Source organism: Catenovulum maritimum (assembly GCF_001050375.1).
Lineage (GTDB): Bacteria > Pseudomonadota > Gammaproteobacteria > Enterobacterales > Alteromonadaceae > Catenovulum > Catenovulum maritimum.
Genome location: NZ_KQ130482.1, coordinates 657,107 through 682,768 on the forward strand (window position 1 = coordinate 657,107; position 25,662 = coordinate 682,768).

Here is a 25,662-nt window from a genome sequence, read left to right on the forward strand (position 1 = left end):
GTTAACAGATTATTTATTCAAGTGCATAAGTAAAATCTCATCTTGAGAGTAAAAATTGTGTAAATTTCAATATACACTATGTCGTTTTCATACAAAGTTTAGAGGATCTAGCTATATATTTAGGGCGTTAATTCTGAGGTTTAAAAAGAATGTTTAATGCTAAGGTTGTAAGTTAGGTAAATCTAAAACTGAAATATACTTGTTCCAGTTACTACTGAATCCATGTATTTTTTTGAATTTTTACATGCTAAGTTAATTAACAACTAAAGTTGTGATTCGCGCTCATCTTGAATGTTTCTTAATTACATTAATGGCCTAGTCATGACGATTCCAAACAACAATATTACGAAGGGTTAGAATGGATTCATTTAAGCAAGCTCAACAAGATATGAACAAGGCCTATTTTTATGGCGTACCTGGAATTATTTGTTCAGGAACAGTTTGGCTGGTCGCCGGATTAATTGCATTTTTTTACCAAGCTAATGCGGGTATAGGCACCCTCATTTTTGGTGGAATGGTGATATTCCCATTATCCGTTTTAATCTGTAAATTATTAGGTTACAGCGGCAAACTGAACTGGTTATTAAAAGTTCCACAACCGACGCGTGAGCAAATGAAAAGTGATGTTGCTGAATATATGAAGTATTACAATCTGGAAAGGTTGCATTCAGCTAATAACGATCAGTCACCAGTAGAGTGTGAAAATTCTTTAAGGAAAGTGTCCGGCTGGAGTTGACTAGAACACTAGGATGAAGCTCAAGCAAGTGTACAGTCAAACTCATCCATCAGCATTAGACCATAATAGTTTATTTGAAGCAGATGATAAAAGTTAATACTCAACGAGTATTGAGTGTGATAAACTTTAAAGGTACGCTAATTTTCGTACAATTATATAAAAAGGTTTCAAATGGGTTTTAAAGACGTAAAAAAACAATTGCTCGAATGCTTGGCTGAAGGAAAAATATTACACCAAGCGCGAAATAATATTGATGTCAAAAATTTATTAGAAACGGGACAAATATCTGTAAGCGTGGTGACAGATATTGTTAAAAAGGCTCGTGGGAATAATTATGAGTGTAGTCCACACCACATGATTAAATCCATTGATGTACACATTATCAAAACTACATACCAAAACGAAAGTTGGTATATCAAATGGTACTATGTTGAGCCAAATAGCATTTTTATTAGTGTGCATAATTAAGGTACTGCTATGAATATTTTTAAAGTAGGTGATTCACAAAAAGCAATCTGCGAGTCTTGCCAATCGGTTGAAAATGTTACTTTTCAATTAAGGAATGTACCTTTTAACGACGGTAGTGGCATCGCAACAAATATACTGGCAGGGGTATGTAACAAATGTAACGAAGTGATACTCATTCCCCAGCAATCAGCACCGTTAATAAACAAACAATTACGTGCAACCCGAAAGCCGATTGAGTCTAAAGTGCCAGCACATTTTGTTGATATGTTAAATAATGCCTGTGCAGAGTTGGGCGCTCAACCTGATTTTTCAAATGCGCTGATTAAATATTATGTTCACATGCTGTCTCATGAAGCTATGCCGACAGATGAATTGAAAACTTATTTGAAAAGCAATCTTGCGGCTGGGAAAAGTGATAAACGAATATCTTTAAAGAGCTCAATCCTGCGAGATGAGTTGGCTACTTTAAGAAGTAAAACTCATATCAAAAGCACGAGCAGTGTTATCAAAGCGATTGTATTGAAAATCCATGATGATATTCAAGTTCATCCTCAACCTAACTTGATAAATCAACTAAAAGGTGTTGTAGCTGCCGTTTCTTAGTTGCTTGAAAATTGACTAGCAATAAAAAATTGGAGCGTAGTGTTGATTACTGTATATGCAGGCACGATACTATGATCCAGTCATAGGTCGATTCTACTCGAATGATCCGGTTGGGTTTACTAATGCAAGTCCAGTGCATTCATTTAGCAGATATACATACGCAAATAACAACCCGTATAAGTATACTGACCCTGATGGCGAATTTCCGGTATTAGGTTTTATTGCTGGCGTGGCTTTAGAAGTGACTAGACAAGCTTTAACAGGTGAAATAAAGGATACTAGTTTTTCAGGGATTGCAAAAAATGTAGGTAAGGCTCTAGTTTCTGGTGCAGCAGGAGCTACAGGCGCAGGATTGGCCTCCAAAGTGGCATCATTGAGTTTAGCGGGCAGAACTGCTGTTAATGCTGCGAGTGGAGCGGCCATTGGAGCAAGTTCAACAGTAGCTAATAATGCAATTGATGGCAAAAACCTGACTGATAATGTTGGGACTGGTGCACTAATAGGCTCTGCGGCTGGGGCTGCTGGTTCGTTAGTTGGAGATGGTATAGATGCTGCGAAGACAATGGCAAATCAAAAAGCATTTAATAATTTATCAGTGTCAGACCAGAATTTAATACAGCATATAAAACAAACTACAGGTACTTCATCATCGTCTAATACTGTAGGGGTAGCTGATGCTGTTGGGAATGCTGTTGCTAATTCTAATGGGGTAGCTGACTCTTGTGGAGTACAAAAACAATGTTAGAAAAAGAGAAGAGTAAAGGGCGATATTATTTGTATCTGTCTGTTTCTTTGGACGGTCTTGGAGTTATTCTATTAGGAATTGTACTTGAAGTTCTGATCCAGATGGGTATTTATTTTGAATTATTAAAACCCGGATTGGAGTGGTTTGTGTTTATCTCCTTGTTTTGCTTCGGCGGTGCTTGGGCTTTAATTAAACTACTATTGCACTGGATTAAAATCCGAAAGTATGACCGACTTTCCTAAGCATTTTGAATTCAAAGTCTCGCACTTTAGTTATGCCAGTAAGCTCTATACTTACTGGTATTTTCTTTTGTAAGGAAATTTAGGAAGTCGTTCTATGTTGCCAAATCTGAGCGGAAAGCTTGCAGATTTTAAACGGAAACGGTGCAGATTTCGTCCGGAATGGGTGCGGATTTGGCGCAGAATATACAATATTGAATTATTATTTGGCATTAACACGTCGCCCCAATAACCAGCCGCGCTGACTGATTTTTTGGTTAAAACCGCATGTGCGGATAAGCTTACTCCGGTTAATAACAAACAAGATGAGAATATTAGAGATTTCATTTTAGATTTTGTTAGCTTCATTGTTTCAACTCTCTTTTATTATTTTAAATTAAATAGTTAATTTGGCTTTATGTGATTAATTAATAGGGTTACTAATTAATCAGATTATTGTCATTCTGACAATAATAAAAATGTTGTAACAATTTTTAACATAAGTCAAATTTTAAGCAGTTTATTTGTTGTTTATTAAGCTCAGTTAATTTATTTTATCTTTTGGTCTCTATGAATATATGTTGGTTTTAAGGTGTTAACTGGTAAGTCGCACTGAAAATTTTGCTTCGATAGGGGGCAATTTGGTAAATTAGCAATTAATGAATTAAAGCCTTACCTTGCTATTACGATATTGGGTGTGTTGAATTCGCTACAACGTACGCGAATTCACCTTATTCTAATAAAAAATATCGCCCAATCAAGATGTCAGGCGCTATTTCAGTTGGGTGATTAATTTTCTACAAAGTCAGTAATCGCTTGTATCTTTCCTTGAGCATCGTATTTAATTTCAGCCATTTTGACCGATCTTAAATGAGTTTGTCCTTTAGATAAGCTACTGTCATGATAAAACAAATACCACTTACCTTGATATTCCATAATTGAATGATGATTAGTCCAGCCAATAACTGGCTCTAAAACAACACCTTGATAAGTAAAAGGGCCGTATGGTGAACTACCAGTTGCGTACGCTATTTTATGCGTATCGCCTGTTGAATAAGAAAAGTAATAAGTACCTTTATATTTATGAACCCATGCGGCTTCAAAAAATCTTCTATGGTTATCGCCTTGGGTAATAGGCTCACCACTTTCATCTAATAACATGACATCTCTAGGCTTTTCAGCCATTTCAAGCATATTGCCTGCAAGTTTAGCGACTTTTGGCATCAAAGCTGGCTCTTTATCTGCTGGGTAGCTAAATTCAGCTTCAAACTTTCCATTTTGCCAATTTTGTAATTGCCCACCCCAAATACCGCCAAAATATAAGTAATATGTGTTATCAGAGTCTTTATAAACGCTTGGGTCTATACTGTAGCTGCCTGGCATCGGGTTGGGCTCAGCAACAAAAGGCCCTTCAGGTTTATCACTTTTGGCAACACCTAGCCGAAAAATGTCTTGCTTATCTCTAGCAGGAAAATACAAGTAATATTGGCCGTTTTTTTCTGCGGCATCAGGTGCCCAGAGTTGACGTCCAGCCCAAGGAATATCGTTAATATCCAACGCGGTAGGATGAGTTATGACTTCACTATTAATTGAATCCATTGATAACACTTTATAATCGCGCATGGCGAAATGGTCACCATGATGATTCGGTTTTATATCTGTCTCTACATCATGCGAAGGGTAAATATAAATTTTGTTATTAAACACGTGTGCAGAAGGATCGGCAGTATAAATGTCTGTCACTAAGGCTTGTTTGAACTTAGGCTTTGTTGTTTGTTGGTTTTTATCTTCAGCTGGATTTTTACTTATTGTTTCTTGACAAGCCATTAAGGCAATACCAACTGACATGAACATTAGTAGTTTTGACATTATACCTAGCTGATTGTGGCTTTTTTGCATACCGACCTCTTATATCAATTTTCAAGTTTAGATACTTGTATTAAAGCAATTAACAGATTAATAGTCAAATGGACCATTAATCTGTTGGGTTTATCGGTTATTTTAATTTGATGCAAATGTTACATAAATGTACAATGGGATTATCTATATAAACGTTATATGTTTGTGTGGGTTCTTATCCATTTTTTTAAACTAAAATAATCATCATGAAACTTAAGGTTATCGCTATGAAAGGAATCAAATTAAGTGCTGCTGCACTTGTTTCTTTATTATATATATTTTCCAATACGGCATTAGCTAATATGTCTATAGCACATAAAGCGCTAGCAGAGAAAAACTATGCCGAAGCAGCTAAGCATCTAAAGTCATCCGCAGAAATTGGCAGAGCAGAAGCTCAATTCACCCTAGGACTACTTCATTATCAAGGTAATACTGGCAAGGTTGATAAAATATCAGCAGTTGGTTGGCTGTTTTTAGCTTCTGAATACGATCACCCAAATGCTTTAGCTTATACTCAACAAGTTTATTCTGAATTATCACCAGAAATGCAAAAAAAAGCGCAAGCTTATATGACGGAACTTGCTAATAAATATGGTAAATCTGCAGTTAAAAACAATATCTACCCTAGGTTTACTAGCCAACCCATTAAAGCGCAAAGATTTAACCGCCGCGCTAAATTATTAGTTAGGGGGCCTTTAGAATACAAAAGAGGAAGTGCTAGAGCTCGTAATGAAATGGCGATAAATTCAGCTATTCGTAATGCTCAGTTTGGCGGTTTATCAACCCTGAGCACATCTTTAGTCAATGATGACTCGGGAATGGTAATTGTAAAATACGATGTGTCAAAAGAAGGAAACCCTGTTTATCCTGAAGTATTATTTTCTTGGCCAAAAGGCCGTTTCGACAAGCCTACACTTGACGCCGTCATTAAATCAAAGTTACGCCCTGCTCAAATAAATAAACAAGACGCTTTTCAATTAGGGCTTGTTTCTACTGTTAGGTTTGGCTTCATCGACAGAGCTGACTTTAAAAATGATTATCCAAATCAATATAAGACATTCAAAAGATTACAAAGAGAATCGGATCAGGATATTAATTCAAAGTATTTGTATGCGGGTTTTTTAAACGCTTATCAGCAGTTGTTACCAAAAAAAGATGCAATTTCATATTTGTCAGTTATCACAGAGTTAGCTGAATCTGGCCATGTTTTAGCACAACTTGATTTAGGCCAGTACTTAATTTTTCAACAAAATGAATATAAAGAAGGTGTTGATTGGATACAAAAAGCAGCCAATTTTGGCTATGACAAAGCTGAATTTCGCTTAGGTGAATTATTAATGGATCCGCCAACGCCTTTGCTTCAAAAAGATATTAAAAAAGCTGAGTTTTGGTTAACACGGATTGCTGATAATTTGCCTGAAGCGCAATTGAAATTGACTAGCTTGTGGCTAGAAAATGGCGCAACAGAAGCGCAATTTAATAAAGCAAAAGTTTGGCTTGAAAACATCATTGAAGACACAGATGCTTTACCAAATGTTTATTATTTACTGGCGCAAACTGAGTTAAAACTTAATCAAGAAAAATGCTTTAAACAAAACCTTGAACAGGCTATTACTATAGGAGATGACCTGAACTGGAATACTAAAACTTGGCAGCACGAGTTAAACACTTATGAAAGCTAAAAGTATTAAGCCGATTTTATTTTTGTTGAGTTTCGTTTCAGTGATATTCCTTGCTAGTTGCAAGTCGACAATAGAGCCAAGTCCGGTTAAACAAGTCAATGATCAAAATTTACCTAAAGGTTATGGTTATTTGCTAATCGGTCTAGACACTAATGCATATATTAAAGAAATTAGTATAAAAAGCTGGATAACCTATGTGTATAAGCCGGATTCTGCAATTGATGAAGGTGAATATTTATTAGTTTCGTTACCAGCCGGAAACTATGAATTAACCCAAGTGATTAGTGGCCTTAGAGAGTACTCATTAGATTCCAAGCTTGATTGGTCGTTTAGGGTGATAGAAGACAAAATCAACTATGCTGGGCATCTAGAATTGCGTGAGTTGTTTGTTAACGAAGGCCCCAGTTGGTTTAAATTAAACTGGGTGAATAAGTTGTCGCGAGCTCAATCCCATATAGATTCACAGTATATGAATCTATCTGATAAATATTTAATGGCATACTCTGGTTTCGGTGTAGATCATTTCAATCAATTTGTGAGTTCAATACAAGCGTCTTTAAAGGAATAATTAAAAATGGTTAAGCTAATTGTGTTATTCGCCCTTATAGTGACCGGGCCGGTATTCTCTCAACAATTGATTCCAATCACTAAATTATTTGCGAAGCCACAAATTTCAAATCTAGATTTATCACCAAATGGCGATTTAATATTAATGACAGGACACTTCAAGCAGCAATTATTTGTGAGTTTGATCAACCCAACTACGGAAGAGGTCGTTGAGCTCTATCGTCAAAGTGCAGGCGATACTATTCAAATAAAGGAGTTAGCTTGGTTAGATAACCAAAATGTCATATTAAACTTAAAATCTAAATCAAACTTGTCCAGCCGTACATATAGATATATTTACCATTTTAAAAAAGATGCATTGTCTAAAACGCTAAAGAAAAAACGATTTTTAGCAAACGGTCATATTGTTAATCCGCTAGAAAACCAGACAGACAAGCTGCTATTTGCTTCATATCATGGTGTATCAAAGCGTCCCAAACTTTATGCAACTAATAATCAATCATTGATTACTAATAATTTTAAAGCGCAAAAATTACTGACATTAGGCTCAGAAAATATGCACAAGTATTCGACAGATGCCCAACTAAAGCTTAGGTTTAGCCAAACGTTTGATGTAAAAAACAGAGAGGTAACCCATTGGTTGTTAGATAGTCAGGGCGATTGGCAAAAGATGATTGCAATATCACCAATCGAGCATGATTTTAAGCCTGTCACTTATATTGATGATACAAAAGTAATTGCCTTAACTAATATTTCATCAGAGTTAATCCAACTGGTTGAATTTAATATTGAAAGCCAAACGGTTGATAAAATCATTTATCAACACTCAAGTCGAGATTTACACTCTGCTTATTATGATCTTAATAATCAACTAGAGTATGTTTCTTTTTATATTGATGGTATCTATTCAAGAGATTATATCGACTCAAGTCAGCTTTCATTCGCTAAAAAATTGGCAGCCAGCTTTCCTAATCAAATAGCATATATTGTCGATAGATCACTGGATCATAAAAAATTTCTGATTTACGTCAGTTCAAGCAGCAATCCAGGTCAGTATTTTTTATTTGATCCAACAGTAAGCAAAGCAATTAAACTCGGTAACCGACTTGCAGATCTTGATTACACTCAGTTTAGAAAAGCGGACCATATTTTGATAGAGCAAGAAAACGGTCCCAATATTGATGCATTTATCACTCAACCTTTTAGTTCACTCGACAACAAAGTACTTCTTGTTATGCCGCATGGCGGCCCAATTGGCATTGCAGATACCAGACGATTTAATCCAACAATTCAATTTTTAGTCAACCGGGGTTATTCTGTGTTACAGGTTAACTTTAGGGGCTCGGCTGGCTATGGTAAATCCTTTAAAAATGCTGGGCGAGGGGAGTTTGGGCAATTAATTGAGCATGATATTAGTTTAGCCGTTGAGCATGTGCGTCAACATTATGATTATGACAAAGCCTGCGCAATTGGTGCTAGCTATGGTGGTTACTCATCTGTTATGTTGTCCATTTCAGACCCTGAATTTTATCAATGCGTTATTGCTCGGTTTGGCATATACGATTTGCCTTTGTTGTATAATGACAGTAACCAAAGATCTCATCCACTTAGAGTGAAATCGATTGAAGCAGTAGTTGGTAAATATCATCCAGATTTAGCTGTTCGATCACCTGTCTATTTAGTTGATAAAATCTTTAGTCCAATCTTAATTACTGCTGGTGCAAAGGATGAAATTGCTCGACTAGAACATAGTCTGAGATTAGAAAAAGTGTTACAGCTTAAAAATAAACCACATAAAAGTATTTATTACACTCAGGCTAAGCATGGACATAATAAACTAAGTGCGGCTAGGCACGAAATGATAGCTATTGATCAATTTATTCGTAAAAGTTTAAAACTGCCACCTAGCGTAGGTGAAAACGCTGAGCAATTGCGTAAGTTGGAAGATAAAATATTGAATAAAGGCAATCAAAATGAAGAATTGGTAAGCCATCAATTTTAACCCGTTAGCATAATCGCTAGGGTGTGTCTTTTTTCATACCATAAGTTAAGTTCTTATCCAGAGTTGGGATTTAAAACATCATTAAACCTTAGCTCTGGTTTTTGGGTCGATACAAAATAAATAAGCAAGTTAAGCAGATGCCGATAAAAGAAGCCAAAACTGCACCTAGTAATGCGTAACGGAAGTTATAAAATTGGGCAATGACCCCCATTAAACTCGCCCCTAACATTACGCCTATTTTAAAGCCATTTGAATAAACCGCAGATGTGAAACCGATTCTTTTAGGCAGTTGCTCTTGCAATAAAGTTAATCCAACACCTGCAAACAAGCCATAAAATAAAGCATTTACCAATTGCAACAGCAGCATTTGTTGCAAACTCGTCGCATAAAACATACCGGCATAAAATATAAAACCAAAACCAAAAGCGGAAATAAACAGGTTTACTTTATTAAAGTAGCGGCAAAGGCGAGTCGTTAACAGCATTATTGCTATTTCTAAACCCGCCACTAACCCCATTAAAATCCCGGGTGTATAGCTAGGCATGGCTAATTCTTTAATCGTATAAAGTGGTAGCAATGAGGTATACATATTATTACCTAAACTTCCCATTATGATTGCAGCAGCAAGAAACCAAAAAGATATTGTTGGCTTTGCATTAGGTTCCTGACTATTTAATTGTTGATTGGGTTTGTGCTCTGGCAAAACTCGCCAAACAAACAAAATTGCGGTTAGAGCAACCAAAATGGCAATACTAAATACACCTGAAAATCCAATTATTGCGACTAAAGTAAAAGCGATTGGTGGGCCGATCATCCAAGAAAAAGAAACGCCAGCTCTAATTCGTGAATTGAATTGAGTAGCATCAAGCGATTGAGTACTTGCCCATTGTCTACCCAGCGTCAGCATTTGAGGAAAGCTTGCATTTCCAATAGACATAAAAACAATACCTGCCAATAGCACCACAGCAAAACTAGAGGTATTTATATATATGATTAACGCTAAAATAATGCCTGAATTGGCAATCATATACATTTTATTCGCACTGATCCCTTTATCTGCCAATGAGCCTAACCATTGACTTAACACTAAACCAGACAGAGTCACACTAACCATATATATACCGATATATTTGGGCTCTACGGCTAAATCTTCTATCAAAAAGAAACTGATTAAGGGATAGATAAAAGCAGTGATAAGACCCGTCAACGAACTCAACACGATATAAGTTTTCGCTGTGGCAGGTGATGAAAAAATAGAAGTCATCTGTTTTTGGTGTATGTAATTTATAAAAATAGATAGTAATCTAATTCAATCACATTTGGCACATAACAAGTCAAATTTATGCGTTTTAGCTTTAAATAAAAAACTTATAATTTAAAAGTGTCACCTTTGTTAACTGAAAACAATTATCTATAACAACCGAAAATAGAAAAACAATTAACAAAGGCGATAGTATGAAATTACCTACAAATGCCGCGCTTGCTGTGTTATTGGCAAGCTCGGGTTTAAATGCTTGTGCAAATATTCAAGAAAAACCGCAGCAGTCACATGCTTTTAAAGGCACTAAAAGCATTGATATGTCTAAGTGGGAGCTCGCTTGGCAAGACGAATTTAATTACGCGGACGAGCAATTAGATGAAAATTGGCTTTCACAAAACGGCCCAACCGAAAACCCTTGGGTGCTTAGCAGTCGTTGGCGCGAAAATGCGCAAGTAAAAGATGGTGCATTGTATCTTAAAGCGAAAAAAGAAAGTCGTGGTGGGCAAGATTGGACTACGGGTAACGTTTGGACTAAACGTACTTTTGGTTACGGCTATTTTGAAGCAAGGTTTAAATATGCTGAGGCTTACGGTACCAATAACTCATTTTGGTTTTGGCCAAAACAAGGTGTTAAAGATGGACAAAAAGCCTGCGAAATTGATATAAACGAAGGCCATTTCCCAAATATTATCAACACCAATGTGCATAATTGGACAGATACCTACACATTGCCAAATGGACGTGTTAGCCATGATGACGATCAAAAACATTGGACCTTGCTCGGCAAACCCGATCACAACATTATCTTAAAAAAGCCCGTTAAAACGAATAAAATTCGCTTAACTTCGCATAACCCAGCGTCTATTCATATTGCCGAATTTAGAGCGCTTGCGCCATCTTCAACTGGTTATTCTGCCCCAACAGCAGAGCTGACAGATAACATGCTCAATCATGCTTTGGCAGCAGACACTAAACTCACCACCAATGGTGTGTTTAATAAATTGCCGTCGAAAGAAACATTTGCGATTGATAACAAGTTAGATACTCGTTGGGTATCAGAAAAACATGGTAAAAAATGGCTGCATCTTGAGTGGAATACCGCGAAGGAAATTGGCGCGATCCAATTTGTAAATGGTTGGCTGCAAGAGTATGGCGATTCAAAAGGTTTTTACCGTAACTTAATTGGTGATTATGTCATTGAATACCACAACGGTACTGACTGGGTTGAATTAACAAGTTATAACGCAGCAGATGTCGCTAATTTTGGTGAGCAATATCACACCTATGGCCTAGAGTGGGATGAAAATTACTTCAAGTTTTATTTTGATGGCGAGCTATACCACACCATGCGCAACGATGTGTGTTTTAGCGAACAAACTTTATTGTTCAGCTTAGCTATTTTAAAAGCTGAAATTGCAGGCCCAGTAACAGATGCAATTGACGATACCGCCATGCAAATTGACTGGGTTCGTTATTATCAACGTAAACCATAAAGCGGGTGTTGGTTATGAGTTCAGTTGATATTATCGTCATTATTATATTTACCCTGCTGGTGGTTGGCTGCGGCATCAGCTTTGCTGGCTCTGGTAAAAATATGAAAAGCTATTTTTCTGCGGGCGGTGCTTTGCCGTGGTGGATGAGTGGCTTGTCACTTTTTATGAGTTTCTTTTCGGCAGGTACTTTTGTTGTTTGGGGCTCAATTGCTTATCAGCATGGTTGGGTAGCTGTGACTATTCAATGGACAATGTGTTTGGCTGGTGTGGTTATAGGCTTTTTTATTGCGCCTAAGTGGCAAAAAACACGTGTACTAACGGCTGCTGAATATATAAGTGAACGTTTAGGTGAGCGCGTTAAAAAGGTCTATACAAGCATATTTTTAACTATAGCGACGTTTTCAACTGGCACCTTTTTATATCCAGTTGCGAAAATTGTTGAAGTATCCACTGGCTTGCCTATAACCAACACCATTATTGGGTTAGGTTTATTAATTTTACTCTATACCGCGGTTGGTGGTTTGTGGGCGGTTATTGTTACTGATATTTTGCAATTTGTGGTGCTAACTGCAGCAGTGCTTGTGGTAGTGCCTTTGGCGTTACAAGAAATTGGTGGCATTAGTAACTTTATTAACAAAGCGCCAGAAAATTTTTTTAGCTTAACGGGCGGTGAATACACTTGGAGTTTTATTTTTGCATTTGCCTTGTATAACTTATTTTTTATCGCTGGCAATTGGGCATATATTCAAAGATATACCTGTGTTGCCACACCGCAAGATGCAAAAAAAGTCGGTTGGTTATTCGGTGGTTTGTATCTAATTAGCCCAGTTATTTGGATGATAGCACCTATGGTTTATCGAGTGCTAAATCCAGATATTGCAGCTGCTGATAACGAAGGTGCTTACTTACTCATGTGTAAAGAGGTGTTACCTGTTGGCATGCTGGGTTTAATGCTAGGTGGCATGATATTCGCGACTTCAAGCTCAATAAACACCGCCCTCAATATTACTGCAGGTGTAATTACCAACGACGTGATTAAGCCGTTATATCCAAAACTAGCCGAATCGAAATTAGTTAAAATTGGCCGATTAACCACAGTGTTATTGGGACTTGTCACTATAACAATAGCACTGTTAGTACCTTATATGGGCGGTGTGGTTGAAGTGGTTATGACCATGGCAGCGCTTACTGGTGGCGCATTGTTTTTGCCACCGATTTGGTTGTTGTTTTCAAAATATCAATGTGGCTTTTCAATTCTAACCACATCAATTTTAACCTTATCGATTAACGCATATTTTAAGTTTATCAGCCCTTGGTTGTTTGAACTGTCATTAAGTAGAGCAGAAGAAATGTTATTAGGCGTGACTACTCCGGTTATTTTGCTTGTGTTGTTTGAATTGTATTACCGAGCAACTAAACAAGTTGCGCCAAGGTATGCACAGTACAAACAACTTGAAAGCTTAAAACAACAAGCCGAAAAAGAAGGTGCAAACACAGATTCTGGTAGCAACAACGCTGCAAATACCAAGGGGAATCAAGTGATAGGTTTTGGCATTTTGTTTACTGGGCTCATTTTAATATGTTTGGCTATTTTAGCCGAAAAAGGCAACTTGGTTGTCGCTTTAATGGCCAGCATAGTCACGCTCATTGGTACTTGGCTGATTTTTAAAAATAAAACTGCTGATGTAGAGGGTGTATATGAACAAGCCTAAACAAACTGATTTTCCATGGGAGATTCCACAAACCAAACCAGACAGGCCGTTAAGCAAAGCTATGGCGCGTATGTACGACGAGTATCAAACGCCGCGGCCAGAAGATAATAGTTTGTTCAGTAGTTTTAAATATACTCAACTACAAGGTTTTGATTATCGTGATGGCGACGGCACAGTGTCGCGTCGCGATCCTTCAAAAATTATTCGAGTAAATGGCTTGTACTATGTGTGGTATACCAAGCGCGACACCCAAACACCACCGCAAGGGCCTGAAAGGTGTAGCGATACAATACCATCAACCGATTGGGATTTAGCCGAAATTTGGTATGCAACCAGTCAAGATGGTTTTAGTTGGCAAGAGCAAGGTTGTGCTATTAAACGCCCAGCCAAACCTCAGCTAGGTTGGCGCTCGGTTTCAACGCCCGATATTTTAGTCTGGCAAGGTAAATACTATTTGTACTATCAAGCTTTTATGCAAGCCAGTGGCATAAAAGGCGATCATTGTCCTGTTACTTTGTCGTCTGCGGACAGCCCAGATGGCCCATGGACGCCTTGCAACAAAATAGTAGTTCAAAACGGCCCTGCAGGCAGTTGGGATCAATTTTCAATTCACGATCCATACTTGTTGGTCTACCAAGGCAAAATCCACTTATATTACAAAGCTGCTTTTGGTGACAGGCCTGAATACTTGGTTGCAAACGGCCTTGCAATTGCTGACAACCCAATGGGGCCTTTTAATAAACATCCATTAAACCCAGTGCTCAACTCAGGGCACGAAACCACCTATTTTCCGTTTAAACAGGGCATAGCAGCTTTGGCTATTCGTAATGGTAACGAAAACAATACCATTCAATTTGCACCTGATGGGGTTAATTTTTCCATAGCGTCTGTTACTTCTCTCATGCCTGTTGCGGCAGGGCCATATGTAGCTGATGCCTTTAACAATACTGAAAGTGGCCAAGGGATAGAGTGGGGCTTATCGCATTTTTGTGACAAAACCGACCCAAGCACTAAACACAGCTTTTTAGGCAGGTTCGACTGCAACTTAATCCAAAACGCTAACAACACAGATATGAAAGAAACCGATGTGATTCATCATCCAAGTGTGTATTTCGCCCAAGGTTTATCTGAAAAGCAAAAAATACAGCGTCAACAAGCTGCCCAAGAGGGTAAACAAAAGAGTGAACAAAAGAGTGAACAAAAGAGTAAAAATGCATGTTAGTAGAAAGTTTTAGCCCACAAACAAGAACCAATAACAAACTACAGATTACTACAGATTTTGTGGTAGTGGGTGGTGGACTTGCCGGTGTGTGTGCTGCGATTGCTGCAGCGCGTAATGGCAGTAAAGTTGTATTAATTCAAGACAGGCCTGTATTAGGCGGCAACGCTTCTAGCGAAGTGCGAGTTTGGGCATTGGGCGCAACCTCGCATATGGGCAATAATAATAGATGGTCTCGTGAAGGTGGGATTATTGACGAAATTATGTTGGAAAACCTAAAGGTGAACAAAGACGGTAATCCAATTATATTTGACGCTGTATTGTTAGATAAGGTCGCGGCAGAGCCGAATATTCAATTACTGCTTAATACTGCGGTTTACCTAGTGAATAAATCAGCTGAGCGTAAAATTGGCAGTGTTGTTGCTTTTTGTAGTCAAAATTCAACTGAATACACAGTTTCAGCCCCGTTGTTTTGTGATGCAACGGGCGATGGTTTAGTTGCTTTTAATGCGGGGGCAAGTTTTAGAATTGGCGCTGAATCGCGTGATGAATTTGGCGAGCAACTTGCACCAGTGCAAGCAAGCGATCAACTGTTAGGGCATACGCTGTTTTTTTACAGTAAAAAGCTAGATCATCCAGTTAAATATATCGCCCCAAAATTTGCTTATACACATCAACAAATTAGCGCAATTCCACGCTCTAAAAATATTCAAGGCAGTGATTCAGGCGTTAAATTTTGGTGGGTTGAATACGGCGGTATACACAACACAATTACGCAAACAGAAGAAATTAAATGGGAATTATGGAAAATTGTTTACGGCATTTGGGACTACATTAAAAACAGCGGCAAATTTGAAGATGTTGAAAACCTAACTTTAGAATGGATAGGTACAGTACCAGGTAAACGCGAAAGTCGCCGTTTTAATGGCGAATATATGCTTAAACAGCAAGATATAGTGGAACAAACTCAGTTTGCCGATGCTGTTTCTTATGGTGGCTGGGCGATTGATATTCATCCATCAGAAGGCATTTATAGTGATAAACCAGCCTGTTCGCAATTTCACTCCAAAGGCGTTTATCAAATTCCATATCGTTGTTTTATTAGCAAAGACATAGATAATTTATTTTTTGCTGGGCGTAATATCAGTGCTAGCCATATGGCCTATGGTTCAAGCCGAGTGATGATAACTTGTGCTCATGGTGGTCAAGCTGTTGGTACTGCCGCTGCATTGTGCAAACAAAATAGTATTAGTCCTAAAAGCATGTTAAACCCAGAATATATGCATAGTTTGCAACAGCAACTGAATATGTTTGGCCATGGCATACCAAATGTGCCTTTAGCGCAGCAAACTAATTTGGCTAAACAAGCACGAATCTCAGCCAGCAGCGAACTCGAATTAAAACAATTATTGCCAAGTGGTGAATATATACCTTTAACGCAAGGTTGCGCCCAACTTATGCCGTTTAATCAAGGCATGGCACCTGTAATGAAACTTAAAGTTAAAGCACAAACTGAAACTCAGTTAAAAGTTGCTTTAAGAGTCAGTGTAAAAGCTGAAAATTACACCCCAGAAATTGACTTAAAAACCATAGAGCTAAACCTAGTTGCGGGTGAACAAACAATCACGCTTGATTTTTCTAGTGTAGAAATTGCCGCTCAGTATGGTTTTGTTACTTTTTACCCAAATGCGGCGATTGAACTGGCTATATCCGAGCAGCGAGTCACGGGTTTTATGCCTGTATTTAACAAGATGCACAAAGCGGTATCTAATACGGGTAAACAAACTATGCCTGTAGAGTCAGGAATCGAGAGTTTTGAATTTTGGACGCCAGAACGTCGACCAAAAGGGCAAAACTTAGCTTTGCAATTTGAACCTGCATTCAAGCTGCATCCGCTGTCACATATAACAAATGGTTATCTGCGCCCGTGGAAGCAAAGCAATACTTGGGCTGCAAGTTTTAATGACAAACACCCACAAGTAAAGTTTTGCTGGCCTGAACCTGTCAATATTAACCAAATAACTCTATTCTTTGATACAGATAGCGACCATGCGTTAGAAACAGTATTAATGCTGCACCCAGAAAGTGAAATGCCGTACTGTGTGCAAAATTATCGAATAAAACAGGCTGATGGCACTACATTGCTTGAAGTGGTAGGAAATTATCAAACCGTTAATAAACATACATTAGCGCAAGCAATTCAAGTAGATGAACTTGTGTTTGAATTTGACCAGCCAAGCGATTTAGTGCCAGCGAGTTTATTTCAAATAGAGATCCACTAGCTAAATGCAAGACGATAGTCATTTAATTTTACAAGCACGCAATGGCGACATGCAGGCTTATGCAACTATTGTAGAACGTTACCAAAGTAGCATTCGTGCCTGTTTGCGTATGCGTTTGCATGAGCCATCTGAGGCTGAAGATTTAACTCAAGAAACCTTTATTCTTGCGTTTAATAAATTAGATGAATTTGATGAAAGCCGCCCAGTAGATGCGTGGCTACGCGGTATTGCCATTAACTTGCTTAGAAATTACCTACGCAAACATAAACCCATAAGTGTCGGTAGCCATGCAGAGCTTGAAACATTAGTTAACCAGCAGCTTGATACCGAATATTCACAAGGGCAAGAAGTAGCCAGCGTTGCAGCACTTAAAGATTGTATGACTCAGTTAAATGAAAAAACGCATGAGCTGGTTAATCAGCATTATAAACAAGGGTTTTCAATTGCCGAGCTTACTAAAAAACATGGGGTAGGTCATTCGGCTATGACCATGCGTATGTTTCGTATACGAGAGAAATTGCGTGACTGCATAGAAAAAAATCTCAAGGAGTATTGTTAATGAATCAATCCAAAAGCTTGAGTAAAGAACAGCGCAGGTTAATCGCGGCTTATCTAGCAGGCGAAGAGGTGAGTGATGAGTTGTTAAATGAATGCCATAAACACCCTGAAGTTAAACAAGCCATAGCAAAATTAGTTGGCACAGACAGATTAATTCAGCTTTCGTTAGAAACGGAAAACCACCAAACTGTTAATTCAGTCATGCAGCGAATTAGCCAGCAGCAGTCAGTTAAACAACAAGCGGTTAAAGCAAAGGTTATTCGCCCTTGGTTTAAATCTCAAATGGCGTTTGCGGCCAGCGTGGCCGCTATAGTTATGCTGTTTTTTATCAGTAGCTTCATTTCCGTTCAAAACAATTTAGGAGTAGTAACTAAGGTAGCAGCGGTGTCACAAACAAGTGAACTTTCTTTGGGTAAACTCCTGCATAAAGGCAAAATTTCTTTAGAGCAAGGTTACAGTGAAGTTGTAATGGACAATGGGGTGATATTAGTTTTAGAAGCGCCCATTGAATTGAACATTCGATCGGAAAATTTGGTCATTTTAGAAAAGGGCAAGCTGGTTGCTAAAGTACCGCCACAAGCCATTGGCTTTAGAGTCGACACCCCAAGCTCAGAAATAATTGATTTAGGCACTGAATTTGCGGTTGATGTAAACGAGCAAGGTGAAAGCCAAGTGCACGTATTGGATGGCGAAGTTAAAGCGCGTGCATCAAAACAACAAGCTTTTAAAATGCTTAAAAAAGACCAAGCGCTTGCTTTTAGTTTGGATGAAAAAATAAAAATAATTCAAAGCAGTCCAAATTTATTTATGCGCGCTTTGCCGGGCAAATCAGCGGTTAATCCTGATTATTTACATTGGTCTTTTGACCAAAATCAGGCTGGGCAATTTGCCTCTAGCGGCAAAGGAATAGTAGGGCAACATTACCCTGCATATGACAAAACCGAAGCCGGACAGATAAGCCAAGTCGCGGGTGTTTTTGCCAATGCCATTGCATTAGATGGTCGCGCTAATTGGCTAGAAACGGAATTTCCGGGTATTTCCGGTGATGCCCCGCGCACAGTTAGTTTTTGGGTAAAAGTGCCACAAGATATCGGCAGGCATGAAGTATTTGGTATTGTCAGTTGGGGCACACAAGAGTTTTATTCTGCATGGCAAATATCGCCAAATCCATTCCCTCAAAATGGACCAATTGGTGCGCTGAGAATTGGTACTTACAATGCCCAAGTGGTTGGTACGCGTGATTTAAGAGATGGGCAATGGCATCATGTTGCAGTGGTTTTGTATGGCGGTGAAGCGTCAGACATATCAACCCATGTACTCATGTACGTAGATGGTGAATTAGAAAAAACCAATGGTAAGTCGGTGGCTAAAGTAAATACCAAAATCAGCCAAAATAACTCACGGCCATTGTCGCTAGGGCGCAATATTGGTTATACCGCAGCACATGAAAAAGATAAATTTTTTAGAGGTGCAGTGGATGAGTTATACGTGTTTGACGCTGCACTAGAGCAAAAACATATTCGACAATTGATGAAAAATAACCGATTTTTAGATAAGTAACCGGCTTTTTGGTAGAAAAAATAACTTTTAAATTTTTAGTTAAAAAATAATAAAAAAAATGTGTCATTTGCAAAGGGATTTACCAATAGGTTAAGACAATATTGGTAAACACCCACAGTAGACAAGATGACAAAATTACAATTAAAAACATTGGTATTATTTGCTTGCGTGCTGAGTTTATGCGCTTGCAGTTTAAAAAAATTAGAAGAAAAGTCAGAAATTAACCCGCTTGCGACAAGCAAATTGCCGCCAAACATACTCTGGATTGTTACAGACGATCACCGACCTGATTCTATCAATGCCTATAACCGAGCAGTTTATAAACAAAATGACAGTCCACTTGGTTATGTTGAGTCACCCAATACAGATAAATTAGCCGCCGAAGGTATTTTATTCACCAATGCCTTTACCGATTCACCCGTATGTGCACCTTCTCGTGCGGCAATGCACTCTGGTCGATACCCATTTCGGCACAGTCGCTTGGCATTGTATGACTTATCAATAGACTCGCTCGAGCGCAATAACCTAGCTTACCAAACTCAATATACAGAACTCGCACAATGGATTAGGCACAAGCTTGGCAACATAGTTTTGGGTGACGGGCGGATTGAAGCTGACTGGTCCCAAGAAAACCATTATGTAGTATCCAATATCGCCAAAGGAGCTGACGATAAAAAATTAGATATACCAGCACATTTAATCAACAACTTACCGCGATAAATACTCGGAGGCGATTATGTATTCAGAACAACCAACTGAGCATCAAACAATTTTTAACGTGTACACTGCAATGTCGTGTATTAACGCACTTGAAGAAAATGGAATAACACCTGAGTCGGGAGATATATTGGTCACTGGGGCAAGTGGATGTGTTGGTCGTCATGCTGTTCATTTACTAGCCGAGTTAGGTTACACAGTAGTCGCCGCAACAGAGCAGATTAATGATATTACTTGTTTGCTCGCCCTAGGCGCAAAAAAAATAGTTGATAATCGAATGCTTGACGAGCCGAAAAACTTATTGGTTAAATCGCGCTGGAGTGGGGTAGTTGATACCATTAGCAGCCGAATATTTGTGGGTGTTTGTGCTGATACTCAGTTATAACAAGCATAAAGTTATACTTGCTCATATTTGATTTTTCATTCAGTTTTAGATGATTTCGATTTCATTTGGCTGGCAGCTATGAGTGAGTTTAGGTAATAGATTTGCTGGCACTTTTCGTCCGGCCTTCCAAGCTCTAATGGACTTCGAGAAAAAATAAATTTTCTAGTGGATGGTGCGAATAAATATTAAAGTGTTAGCATTAATATTTATATAAAATCTTTGTATTCTATAAAAGGACAGGTAATGTACAAAATTTTTATGTGCTCGCTTTTTATTTTATTTTTGAGTAAGGCATTCGCAGGAGAAGTTAAGCGAGGGGATGATTTATCTCTAGAAAAATTTGAGTACATTTTAAGTAAGAGTATGTCTAAATTACCTAAACTGTGGAGTGTAATTGATCAAATCACGAATCAAGACGTAAATATCTATATAACACCTATTGAAAAAGGTTTGGGTAAAGCAAGAGGTAAGAACTCAATCTATATTGCCCCTCGTGCATTTATACATGATTTAAAGGCTTATCCTGAAGATAGGTTGATAGTTGTACTTTTACATGAGTACGGACATATTCTTTTTAATAGGCAATCTAATCGTAAAAGTAATAATAAAGCTGAACATGAGTACGCTGCTTTTAAATACTCAGTGCAGCATGCCCTTCGTATTGCAGAAAAAGGAGATAGTGGACCAATTAGACAATTAGTACATTATCTTCCATTAAGGGTTCAAAATGGTAAAAAATCCGATCCTCATACAATAGCTTTAAAAAAATTAACTAAAGAAAATTTTTGGTCGGACGTGCTATCAAAGTATCAATAAAATTATTACTAACACTTATAAAGTCTCTATTATTGTGGCCGTGGCAATCGCGTATAAAATGGGTGAGCCAGCCACGATTTGACTGGTGAACTATATGTCTAATGGTTTAACCAATAGATTTATTGATTATTTATCACTAAATGGTTAGCCACCCATTTGATGCTATAAACCATATCTACGTTGGTAAATATTTTCATTCAATTCTTTAGCTGCATCTACCAAAGGCTGGTATGGAATGTCCGCCACATTTACAAACCCTACGTTGTAGTTTTCACCATCGTAAGCTCGGCCTGTTAGCGGCGAGTCGATGTATTGAAACCAATGTGCGCCCACAAAATAGGGGTTGTCGATTACACTGTACATGTATTCTTGATATTTTTTACCGCGATCAGTCTGATTGGTTGCATGGATAAGCCCTGGGTTAAATAAACCTGAGTCCATTGCGCCGTTATGGAATTCGCCAATAATGCTGGGTTTGTCTAGCTCTTCTAATATTTGCCAATACGGTTGGTCGATTCCTTCACGGTAGTAGTTATAGCTCACTACATCTAACCATTTGGCTGCGGCTTTTCTTGACTCAGGTGTCATTGCCCAATGGGCGAATCTAGGCCCCATGTACATATGGTTTGGCATATATTGCTCGAGTAACTCAGCTACAACACTAAAATATTTATCGGCATAATTGTACGAAAGGGTCGATAAATCTTGTTTCATTGGCTCGGTTATTTTGTTTATTGTATATGGCGCTTCTAATGTTTGCCACGATGCAAACTGACTATTCCAAGCTTGGTTTAACGCTTCTATGTTTTGATATTTGGCTTTTAATGTTGCAACAAAGTTTTGTTTAATTGGGCTTTGCGATGCTTGTTTAGTGAAAGCATTTATTGCAATGCCGAATTGAGCAGTCGCGCCCCAATCTGCGCCCCAGCTTTTTTCGTTGTCGATAAATACACCAACGCACCAAGGATTATTTTGCACTTCATCCGCTATTTGTTTAACCGTTACTTCGGCGCGTGTTGCAAATACAGGATCAAATACATCCGGCATTGCGCCCCAATAGTCATTACCTGAGCTGACTGTTTTAAAGTCGCCAATAATCCAACCATTGGCAAAATAGGGTAGGCGATTAAGCTGGTAATAACTTGGGTCTACCCAATTACCAAATGAGGTGAAGCCCCAGGTATGCATACGTTTAATTGTAGTATCGCGCCATTTTTCCATCAGTAAAGCTTCATCATTGGTTTCGTATTTTCTGGCTAAGTTGGCGCGATAAAAACTATAGGTTTCACCATGTTTAATTGCACCTGAGTGTACTTCACGTCTGTATCCAAAGCTTGCAGCTTCGTCACTTTGGTAACTAGGTAACCAAGTAAACATATTGGCGCGAGTTTCTGAACTCACATAGCGGCTGGAAATTGCGTTATCGGGTGCTCGGTTTAAGCCAATTGAATCTTCAGGCGTATAGTCTTTTGCATCTCTTTGTTTAATTAATTTTTTATCAAAGTCGTAGCCGGTAATGGTTGAGGTGTTAGCCATGCGGATGTTGGCGATGCCATTTGAGAAAAATAAATAACCTTCAGGGTCTACAATCGACCATTTGCCTTGATATTTTTCAGTGCGATAAAAACCTGTGGCTTTTAGTTTGGGGCCGTCAGCCCAACCGTTAAATTTTGAACGAGAAGGCAGTGGATGGTCGACTAAACTTTGCTGCTCTTGTTGACTAAATTTTTGTAGCTCTGCCACAGAATGGACTTTGCGCACAAATTTTTGTTTGGCGTTTTGGCCAAATTTATCCACTATGCCAGTTAAAAAGTTCTCATCATATTGTTTAGGTTCAACAACTTTTATGTTGTCAATTTCTAACGTTTTGTCTTCGAGTACACCTGATATCAAAAATCTTATTTTACTAATCGCGCTGGTATCTGGTTGTTTTACCCCACCGCGCCAAATAGTTTGCACATAATCATGTTGCCAGCTCGGCGGGTTATTGCGAATACCTGAGTTAACTTGTAAACCTAAGCTTTTTAGTTCAATTAAATAGCTGTTGTTGCTATTGGCGGGTATCACTACGTTACGCAGCTGAAAGGCATTATTTGCATCATAAGTGTAGATATAAACATGAGTGGATGTAGCACTTGGGTTTTTAATATCAAGTGCAATCGCTGCATTTTGATATTGGCTGAAATTCCAAGGCGTTTTAGGCTGAACGGTAAAAGAGGCATCGTGATTATTTTTTGATTCTAGTTTGATCTCGAGTGCATTCCCCTGTGAACTTTGTATCATCTTAGCATCAGCGTTTTCCAGTAAAATTATATGTTTGTCAGTCTCATCTTCAAAATCTATTAATGATAAATGTGAATGCTGACTTGTGCTTGGGTTACTGCACGCGGATATCGCTAATGTGAGAATAATGGGTGCAATTGCCTTGATTGAATTTAGTTTCATATAAACTCCTATTGTTCTTTGTATACAATATTGTTTTGAGTGAGAAAAGGTGACACATTTTATTTAGGCGCCGCATGAATAAAGTAGACGGAAGAATAAGGAACATCTATTTAATGCTATGGACTAAATAAGTTTGTTAGCTCGGAGTTAAGCGTGAGGTCTTTTGTGGTGTTGGGGAGGCAGTGGTTATTATTTAGATAAAAATGCTTTAATGGTTTCTTTATAGGTTCGACTCACTTTTACTTTTTCAAACTCATTTAGATGAAGAAAATACTCCCCTTTACTCAGCGGGGTAACTTTATTTATGTAATTTAAATTAACTATGGTTGAACGATGTATTCTTTTAAAATACTGGGGGTCGAGTTCATCTAACATACTTGCTATGGTGCATCGCTTAATGTGTGTTAGCCCTTTGGAATGAATACAACAATAATCTCCAGCGGCATCTATCCATTCAATTTGACTCTGTTCTACTAAAGTGATCTCATTACCGTCTTTAATCACGACTTTTTTATCTTCAACTGCGTTTATGCTTTGAATAGCGGCCAAAATTTTAGATTTTTCATGATTTTCTTCATTTATATTTACTAGCCTAGTACTGGCTCGCTCGACCGCTCGATGAATATATTGTTCGTCGATTGGCTTAAGAATGTAGTCTACCGCGTTAACGTTAAATGCATCTAAGGCGTACTGCTCAAAAGCAGTTGTGAAAATAACTAAAGGCATAATATCTGTTTGTACTTTTTTAATGACTTCTAAGCCATTTAGCCCAGGCATTTCAATATCCAGAAATATCAGATCAGGCGATAGAGATGTAATCTGCTCTAAAGCTTGTCGACCATTACTGCATTGAGCAAGTATATTAATTTGCGGAAATTGTTTTAGTTTTGCACTGAGTAAAGTAAGCGCTAATGGTTCATCATCTACTATGATAGTGTTTATGGTTTGCATTTAGTGACCCCGCTGCTCAAATGGAATGATTATCTGACTGATCAAACCACCTTGTTTAGATTGTTCTAATTTAAATTCTGACTGGTTAGGGTAGAGGGTTGCTAGCCTAGATTGGATATTCTTAAGCCCAACCCCAGTTGGGGAATTCAATATTGTATCGCTGATTCCAGCTTGATTGGCACCGCTGTCACTTAACAGCATGATGAGTTGATTATTGGCGACTTTAGTTTGTAGCTGTATTTTGCCACCCGCTTCATTTTTAGCGATAGCATGCTTCATGGAATTCTCTATGATTGGCTGTAAAATTAGGTTAGGAATTAGCGCTAGTTTTGAATCAGGTGCTAGCGTAAAATCAAATGCTAAACGCTCGCCAAATCTGACTTTTTCAATTTCTAAATAGAGTTTTAAAGTTTCAACCTCTTGTTCTACTGTTACTTTTGTATTGGGTTCATTGTCTAAAGAGTATCTCAAGAATCGACTCAAATTAATCACCATTTTCTGGGCTAATTTATTATTATTGGTTTCAATAAGTGCATTTATTGCATTTAAACTATTAGATAAAAAGTGAGGGTTGAGTTGGTATCTCAACATTTTTAATTGAGCTTCTTTTGCAATAGTTTGTGCTTCCATTCGCTTTACATATTCTTGTTTAGATGCCTCTGTCGTTTTAAGTAAAATCGCGTGTTCAGTTTGTAATAATTGGTAGTAAATCACCCCGTAGAACATAGCTGTCCAACTCGAAAAAATGAAAATCCCAGTAAAATACCAACCGCCAAAATTCCACCAAATATCCTGCTCTTGAGTCATTTGAGTAAACGCGACCATACGACCAAGTGTCCATATGAGTGAAGAAAATAAGACTAAGCTAAGACCCGAAATCAGTTTAAAAAAATTCGATTTTTGCCAACTCGCTAAAAATAATTGCTGTAGGCCCATGGATAAAATCAGTCCCATTAGTGCTTGCACGACTACATGAGCGAAATGAGGTAAGTCATATTGTCCATACCATAAGGTTAAGGTCGCATAACTGATCAAACAACTGAATGACCAAAAACCAATTTGGCAGTAGCGAAACAAAAAAGCTGAAGAGTCACCTAAGGTATTATGAATTAATTTAGAGATTTTAAAATCTGATTCTAGCAAACCTTAGTCCTCAGAGTAGAATAAATGAAAGCGCTTTCATTTATTCTACTCTGTTAATGTTTAGATGTACATTAATTGTATTGTTTTTGTTAATTTTACGCTCGGATGCACTTGATATGGAATCGTCCATAAAGTTTAAATATTCAAAAAATAAAGATATTTAAGTCGATTTCCCACAAAATCGGTGAAGTGGTCTATTT

Annotated in this window: 22 protein-coding genes and 2 pseudogenes; 18 read left to right on the plus strand and 6 right to left on the minus strand. The window is 38.0% G+C overall.

Features of this window, described 5'->3' with window-relative positions; genetic code table 11:
* Positions 1-358: 358 nt before the first annotated feature.
* From XM47_RS19495 to XM47_RS02280, 6 genes and pseudogenes are all read left to right on the plus strand, one after another.
* Positions 359-550: pseudogene (locus tag XM47_RS19495) on the plus strand (DUF7010 family protein); the annotation flags it as partial.
* A gap of 18 nt (positions 551-568) precedes the next feature.
* A pseudogene (locus tag XM47_RS19315) lies at positions 569-736 on the plus strand (IS3 family transposase); the annotation flags it as partial.
* A gap of 171 nt (positions 737-907) precedes the next feature.
* Positions 908-1,204: a hypothetical protein gene (locus tag XM47_RS02265; protein ID WP_048688948.1), complete on the plus strand. Its 297-nt coding sequence runs from the start codon at positions 908-910 to the stop codon at positions 1,202-1,204.
* 9 nt (positions 1,205-1,213) lie between these two features.
* Positions 1,214-1,807, plus strand: a complete 594-nt coding sequence (locus XM47_RS02270; protein WP_048688951.1) for a hypothetical protein — start codon at positions 1,214-1,216, stop codon at positions 1,805-1,807.
* A 55-nt stretch (positions 1,808-1,862) separates the two neighbouring features.
* On the plus strand, positions 1,863-2,552 hold the full coding sequence (locus XM47_RS19320; protein ID WP_048688954.1) for an RHS repeat-associated core domain-containing protein: 690 nt from the start codon (positions 1,863-1,865) through the stop codon (positions 2,550-2,552).
* A complete protein-coding gene (locus XM47_RS02280) occupies positions 2,546-2,794 on the plus strand; it encodes a hypothetical protein (protein WP_048688956.1) in 249 nt (82 codons plus the stop codon). Before XM47_RS19320 ends, XM47_RS02280 begins: the two co-directional genes overlap by 7 nt.
* Before the next feature lie 51 nt (positions 2,795-2,845).
* On the opposite strand, the gene XM47_RS19015 is transcribed toward XM47_RS02280, so the two are convergent.
* Positions 2,846-3,139, minus strand: coding sequence for a hypothetical protein (locus XM47_RS19015; protein ID WP_149865428.1), 294 nt, complete (start codon positions 3,137-3,139; stop codon positions 2,846-2,848).
* A 420-nt stretch (positions 3,140-3,559) separates the two neighbouring features.
* Positions 3,560-4,639 carry a glycoside hydrolase family 43 protein gene (locus XM47_RS02285; RefSeq protein ID WP_048689222.1) on the minus strand — a complete coding sequence of 360 codons (1,080 nt, stop codon included), beginning with the start codon at positions 4,637-4,639 and terminating at the stop codon, positions 3,560-3,562.
* Between the two features lie 257 nt (positions 4,640-4,896).
* Here XM47_RS02285 and XM47_RS02290 point away from each other — a divergent pair, with 257 nt between their 5' ends.
* From XM47_RS02290 to XM47_RS02300, 3 genes are read left to right on the plus strand one after another with little or no spacing between them, the layout of a single operon-like run.
* Positions 4,897-6,351 carry an energy transducer TonB gene (locus XM47_RS02290; RefSeq protein ID WP_048688959.1) on the plus strand — a complete coding sequence of 485 codons (1,455 nt, stop codon included), beginning with the start codon at positions 4,897-4,899 and terminating at the stop codon, positions 6,349-6,351.
* A complete protein-coding gene (locus XM47_RS02295; protein ID WP_048688962.1) occupies positions 6,341-6,919 on the plus strand; it encodes a hypothetical protein in 579 nt (192 codons plus the stop codon). The genes XM47_RS02290 and XM47_RS02295 overlap by 11 nt, the downstream gene beginning before the upstream one ends.
* 6 nt (positions 6,920-6,925) lie before the next feature.
* Complete coding sequence (locus XM47_RS02300; RefSeq protein ID WP_048688965.1) at positions 6,926-8,920, plus strand: alpha/beta hydrolase family protein; 1,995 nt, start codon at positions 6,926-6,928, stop codon at positions 8,918-8,920.
* A gap of 88 nt (positions 8,921-9,008) precedes the next feature.
* Here the strand turns inward: XM47_RS02300 and XM47_RS02305 are convergent, their stop codons facing one another.
* Entirely contained in the window at positions 9,009-10,184 is a 1,176-nt protein-coding gene (locus XM47_RS02305; protein ID WP_048688968.1) for a sugar efflux transporter, read from the minus strand.
* A gap of 191 nt (positions 10,185-10,375) precedes the next feature.
* Here XM47_RS02305 and XM47_RS02310 point away from each other — a divergent pair, with 191 nt between their 5' ends.
* The 9 genes from XM47_RS02310 to XM47_RS02350 all read left to right on the plus strand — a co-directional run bounded on the left by XM47_RS02310 (position 10,376) and on the right by XM47_RS02350 (position 20,923).
* Positions 10,376-11,674, plus strand: coding sequence for a family 16 glycosylhydrolase (locus tag XM47_RS02310; RefSeq protein WP_149865429.1), 1,299 nt, complete (start codon positions 10,376-10,378; stop codon positions 11,672-11,674).
* 14 nt (positions 11,675-11,688) lie between these two features.
* Positions 11,689-13,386 carry a sodium:solute symporter family protein gene (locus XM47_RS02315; protein WP_048688971.1) on the plus strand — a complete coding sequence of 566 codons (1,698 nt, stop codon included), beginning with the start codon at positions 11,689-11,691 and terminating at the stop codon, positions 13,384-13,386.
* Positions 13,373-14,608, plus strand: a complete 1,236-nt coding sequence (locus XM47_RS02320) for a glycoside hydrolase family 117 protein (RefSeq protein ID WP_048688975.1) — start codon at positions 13,373-13,375, stop codon at positions 14,606-14,608. The genes XM47_RS02315 and XM47_RS02320 overlap by 14 nt, the downstream gene beginning before the upstream one ends.
* Positions 14,602-16,887 (plus strand): FAD-dependent oxidoreductase, encoded by a 2,286-nt coding sequence (locus XM47_RS02325; protein ID WP_048688977.1) that lies wholly within the window; start codon positions 14,602-14,604, stop codon positions 16,885-16,887. Before XM47_RS02320 ends, XM47_RS02325 begins: the two co-directional genes overlap by 7 nt.
* Positions 16,888-16,891: 4 nt before the next feature.
* Positions 16,892-17,446, plus strand: a complete 555-nt coding sequence (locus XM47_RS02330; protein WP_048688981.1) for an RNA polymerase sigma factor — start codon at positions 16,892-16,894, stop codon at positions 17,444-17,446.
* The gene (locus tag XM47_RS02335; RefSeq protein ID WP_048688984.1) at positions 17,446-19,005 is read left to right on the plus strand and encodes a LamG-like jellyroll fold domain-containing protein; all 1,560 of its coding nucleotides are present in this window, start codon (positions 17,446-17,448) and stop codon (positions 19,003-19,005) included. Before XM47_RS02330 ends, XM47_RS02335 begins: the two co-directional genes overlap by 1 nt.
* A 126-nt stretch (positions 19,006-19,131) precedes the next feature.
* The gene (locus XM47_RS02340; protein ID WP_048688987.1) at positions 19,132-19,725 is read left to right on the plus strand and encodes a sulfatase-like hydrolase/transferase; all 594 of its coding nucleotides are present in this window, start codon (positions 19,132-19,134) and stop codon (positions 19,723-19,725) included.
* A 16-nt stretch (positions 19,726-19,741) separates the two neighbouring features.
* Positions 19,742-20,107, plus strand: a complete 366-nt coding sequence (locus tag XM47_RS02345) for an NAD-dependent epimerase/dehydratase family protein (protein ID WP_048688989.1) — start codon at positions 19,742-19,744, stop codon at positions 20,105-20,107.
* A 243-nt stretch (positions 20,108-20,350) separates the two neighbouring features.
* On the plus strand, positions 20,351-20,923 hold the full coding sequence (locus XM47_RS02350; protein ID WP_048688991.1) for a hypothetical protein: 573 nt from the start codon (positions 20,351-20,353) through the stop codon (positions 20,921-20,923).
* Between the two features lie 162 nt (positions 20,924-21,085).
* On the opposite strand, the gene XM47_RS02355 is transcribed toward XM47_RS02350, so the two are convergent.
* From XM47_RS02355 to XM47_RS02365, 3 genes are all read right to left on the minus strand, one after another.
* The gene (locus XM47_RS02355; protein WP_048688993.1) at positions 21,086-23,368 is read right to left on the minus strand and encodes a beta-galactosidase; all 2,283 of its coding nucleotides are present in this window, start codon (positions 23,366-23,368) and stop codon (positions 21,086-21,088) included.
* A gap of 189 nt (positions 23,369-23,557) precedes the next feature.
* On the minus strand, positions 23,558-24,319 hold the full coding sequence (locus tag XM47_RS02360; RefSeq protein ID WP_048688996.1) for a LytR/AlgR family response regulator transcription factor: 762 nt from the start codon (positions 24,317-24,319) through the stop codon (positions 23,558-23,560).
* Positions 24,320-25,462, minus strand: a complete 1,143-nt coding sequence (locus XM47_RS02365; protein ID WP_078061811.1) for a sensor histidine kinase — start codon at positions 25,460-25,462, stop codon at positions 24,320-24,322.
* Positions 25,463-25,662: the final 200 nt, after the last annotated feature.

What these genes read in the sequence shown, in the direction of transcription:
- XM47_RS02315 (WP_048688971.1), top strand. Translation starts at nt 11,689, where the DNA reads ATGAGTTCAGTTGATATTATCGTCATTATTATATTTACCCTGCTGGTG.
- XM47_RS02320 (WP_048688975.1), top strand. Translation starts at nt 13,373, where the DNA reads ATGAACAAGCCTAAACAAACTGATTTTCCATGGGAGATTCCACAAACC.
- XM47_RS02295 (WP_048688962.1), top strand. Translation starts at nt 6,341, where the DNA reads ATGAAAGCTAAAAGTATTAAGCCGATTTTATTTTTGTTGAGTTTCGTT.
- XM47_RS02360 (WP_048688996.1), bottom strand. Translation starts at nt 24,319, where the DNA reads ATGCAAACCATAAACACTATCATAGTAGATGATGAACCATTAGCGCTT.
- XM47_RS02325 (WP_048688977.1), top strand. Translation starts at nt 14,602, where the DNA reads ATGTTAGTAGAAAGTTTTAGCCCACAAACAAGAACCAATAACAAACTA.
- XM47_RS02345 (WP_048688989.1), top strand. Translation starts at nt 19,742, where the DNA reads ATGTATTCAGAACAACCAACTGAGCATCAAACAATTTTTAACGTGTAC.
- XM47_RS02330 (WP_048688981.1), top strand. Translation starts at nt 16,892, where the DNA reads ATGCAAGACGATAGTCATTTAATTTTACAAGCACGCAATGGCGACATG.
- XM47_RS02350 (WP_048688991.1), top strand. Translation starts at nt 20,351, where the DNA reads ATGTACAAAATTTTTATGTGCTCGCTTTTTATTTTATTTTTGAGTAAG.
- XM47_RS02355 (WP_048688993.1), bottom strand. Translation starts at nt 23,368, where the DNA reads ATGAAACTAAATTCAATCAAGGCAATTGCACCCATTATTCTCACATTA.
- XM47_RS19015 (WP_149865428.1), bottom strand. Translation starts at nt 3,139, where the DNA reads ATGAAGCTAACAAAATCTAAAATGAAATCTCTAATATTCTCATCTTGT.
- XM47_RS02310 (WP_149865429.1), top strand. Translation starts at nt 10,376, where the DNA reads ATGAAATTACCTACAAATGCCGCGCTTGCTGTGTTATTGGCAAGCTCG.
- XM47_RS19320 (WP_048688954.1), top strand. Translation starts at nt 1,863, where the DNA reads ATGCAGGCACGATACTATGATCCAGTCATAGGTCGATTCTACTCGAAT.
- XM47_RS02340 (WP_048688987.1), top strand. Translation starts at nt 19,132, where the DNA reads ATGACAAAATTACAATTAAAAACATTGGTATTATTTGCTTGCGTGCTG.
- XM47_RS02280 (WP_048688956.1), top strand. Translation starts at nt 2,546, where the DNA reads ATGTTAGAAAAAGAGAAGAGTAAAGGGCGATATTATTTGTATCTGTCT.
- XM47_RS02290 (WP_048688959.1), top strand. Translation starts at nt 4,897, where the DNA reads ATGAAAGGAATCAAATTAAGTGCTGCTGCACTTGTTTCTTTATTATAT.
- XM47_RS02270 (WP_048688951.1), top strand. Translation starts at nt 1,214, where the DNA reads ATGAATATTTTTAAAGTAGGTGATTCACAAAAAGCAATCTGCGAGTCT.
- XM47_RS02265 (WP_048688948.1), top strand. Translation starts at nt 908, where the DNA reads ATGGGTTTTAAAGACGTAAAAAAACAATTGCTCGAATGCTTGGCTGAA.
- XM47_RS02285 (WP_048689222.1), bottom strand. Translation starts at nt 4,639, where the DNA reads ATGTCAAAACTACTAATGTTCATGTCAGTTGGTATTGCCTTAATGGCT.
- XM47_RS02305 (WP_048688968.1), bottom strand. Translation starts at nt 10,184, where the DNA reads ATGACTTCTATTTTTTCATCACCTGCCACAGCGAAAACTTATATCGTG.
- XM47_RS02335 (WP_048688984.1), top strand. Translation starts at nt 17,446, where the DNA reads ATGAATCAATCCAAAAGCTTGAGTAAAGAACAGCGCAGGTTAATCGCG.
- XM47_RS02300 (WP_048688965.1), top strand. Translation starts at nt 6,926, where the DNA reads ATGGTTAAGCTAATTGTGTTATTCGCCCTTATAGTGACCGGGCCGGTA.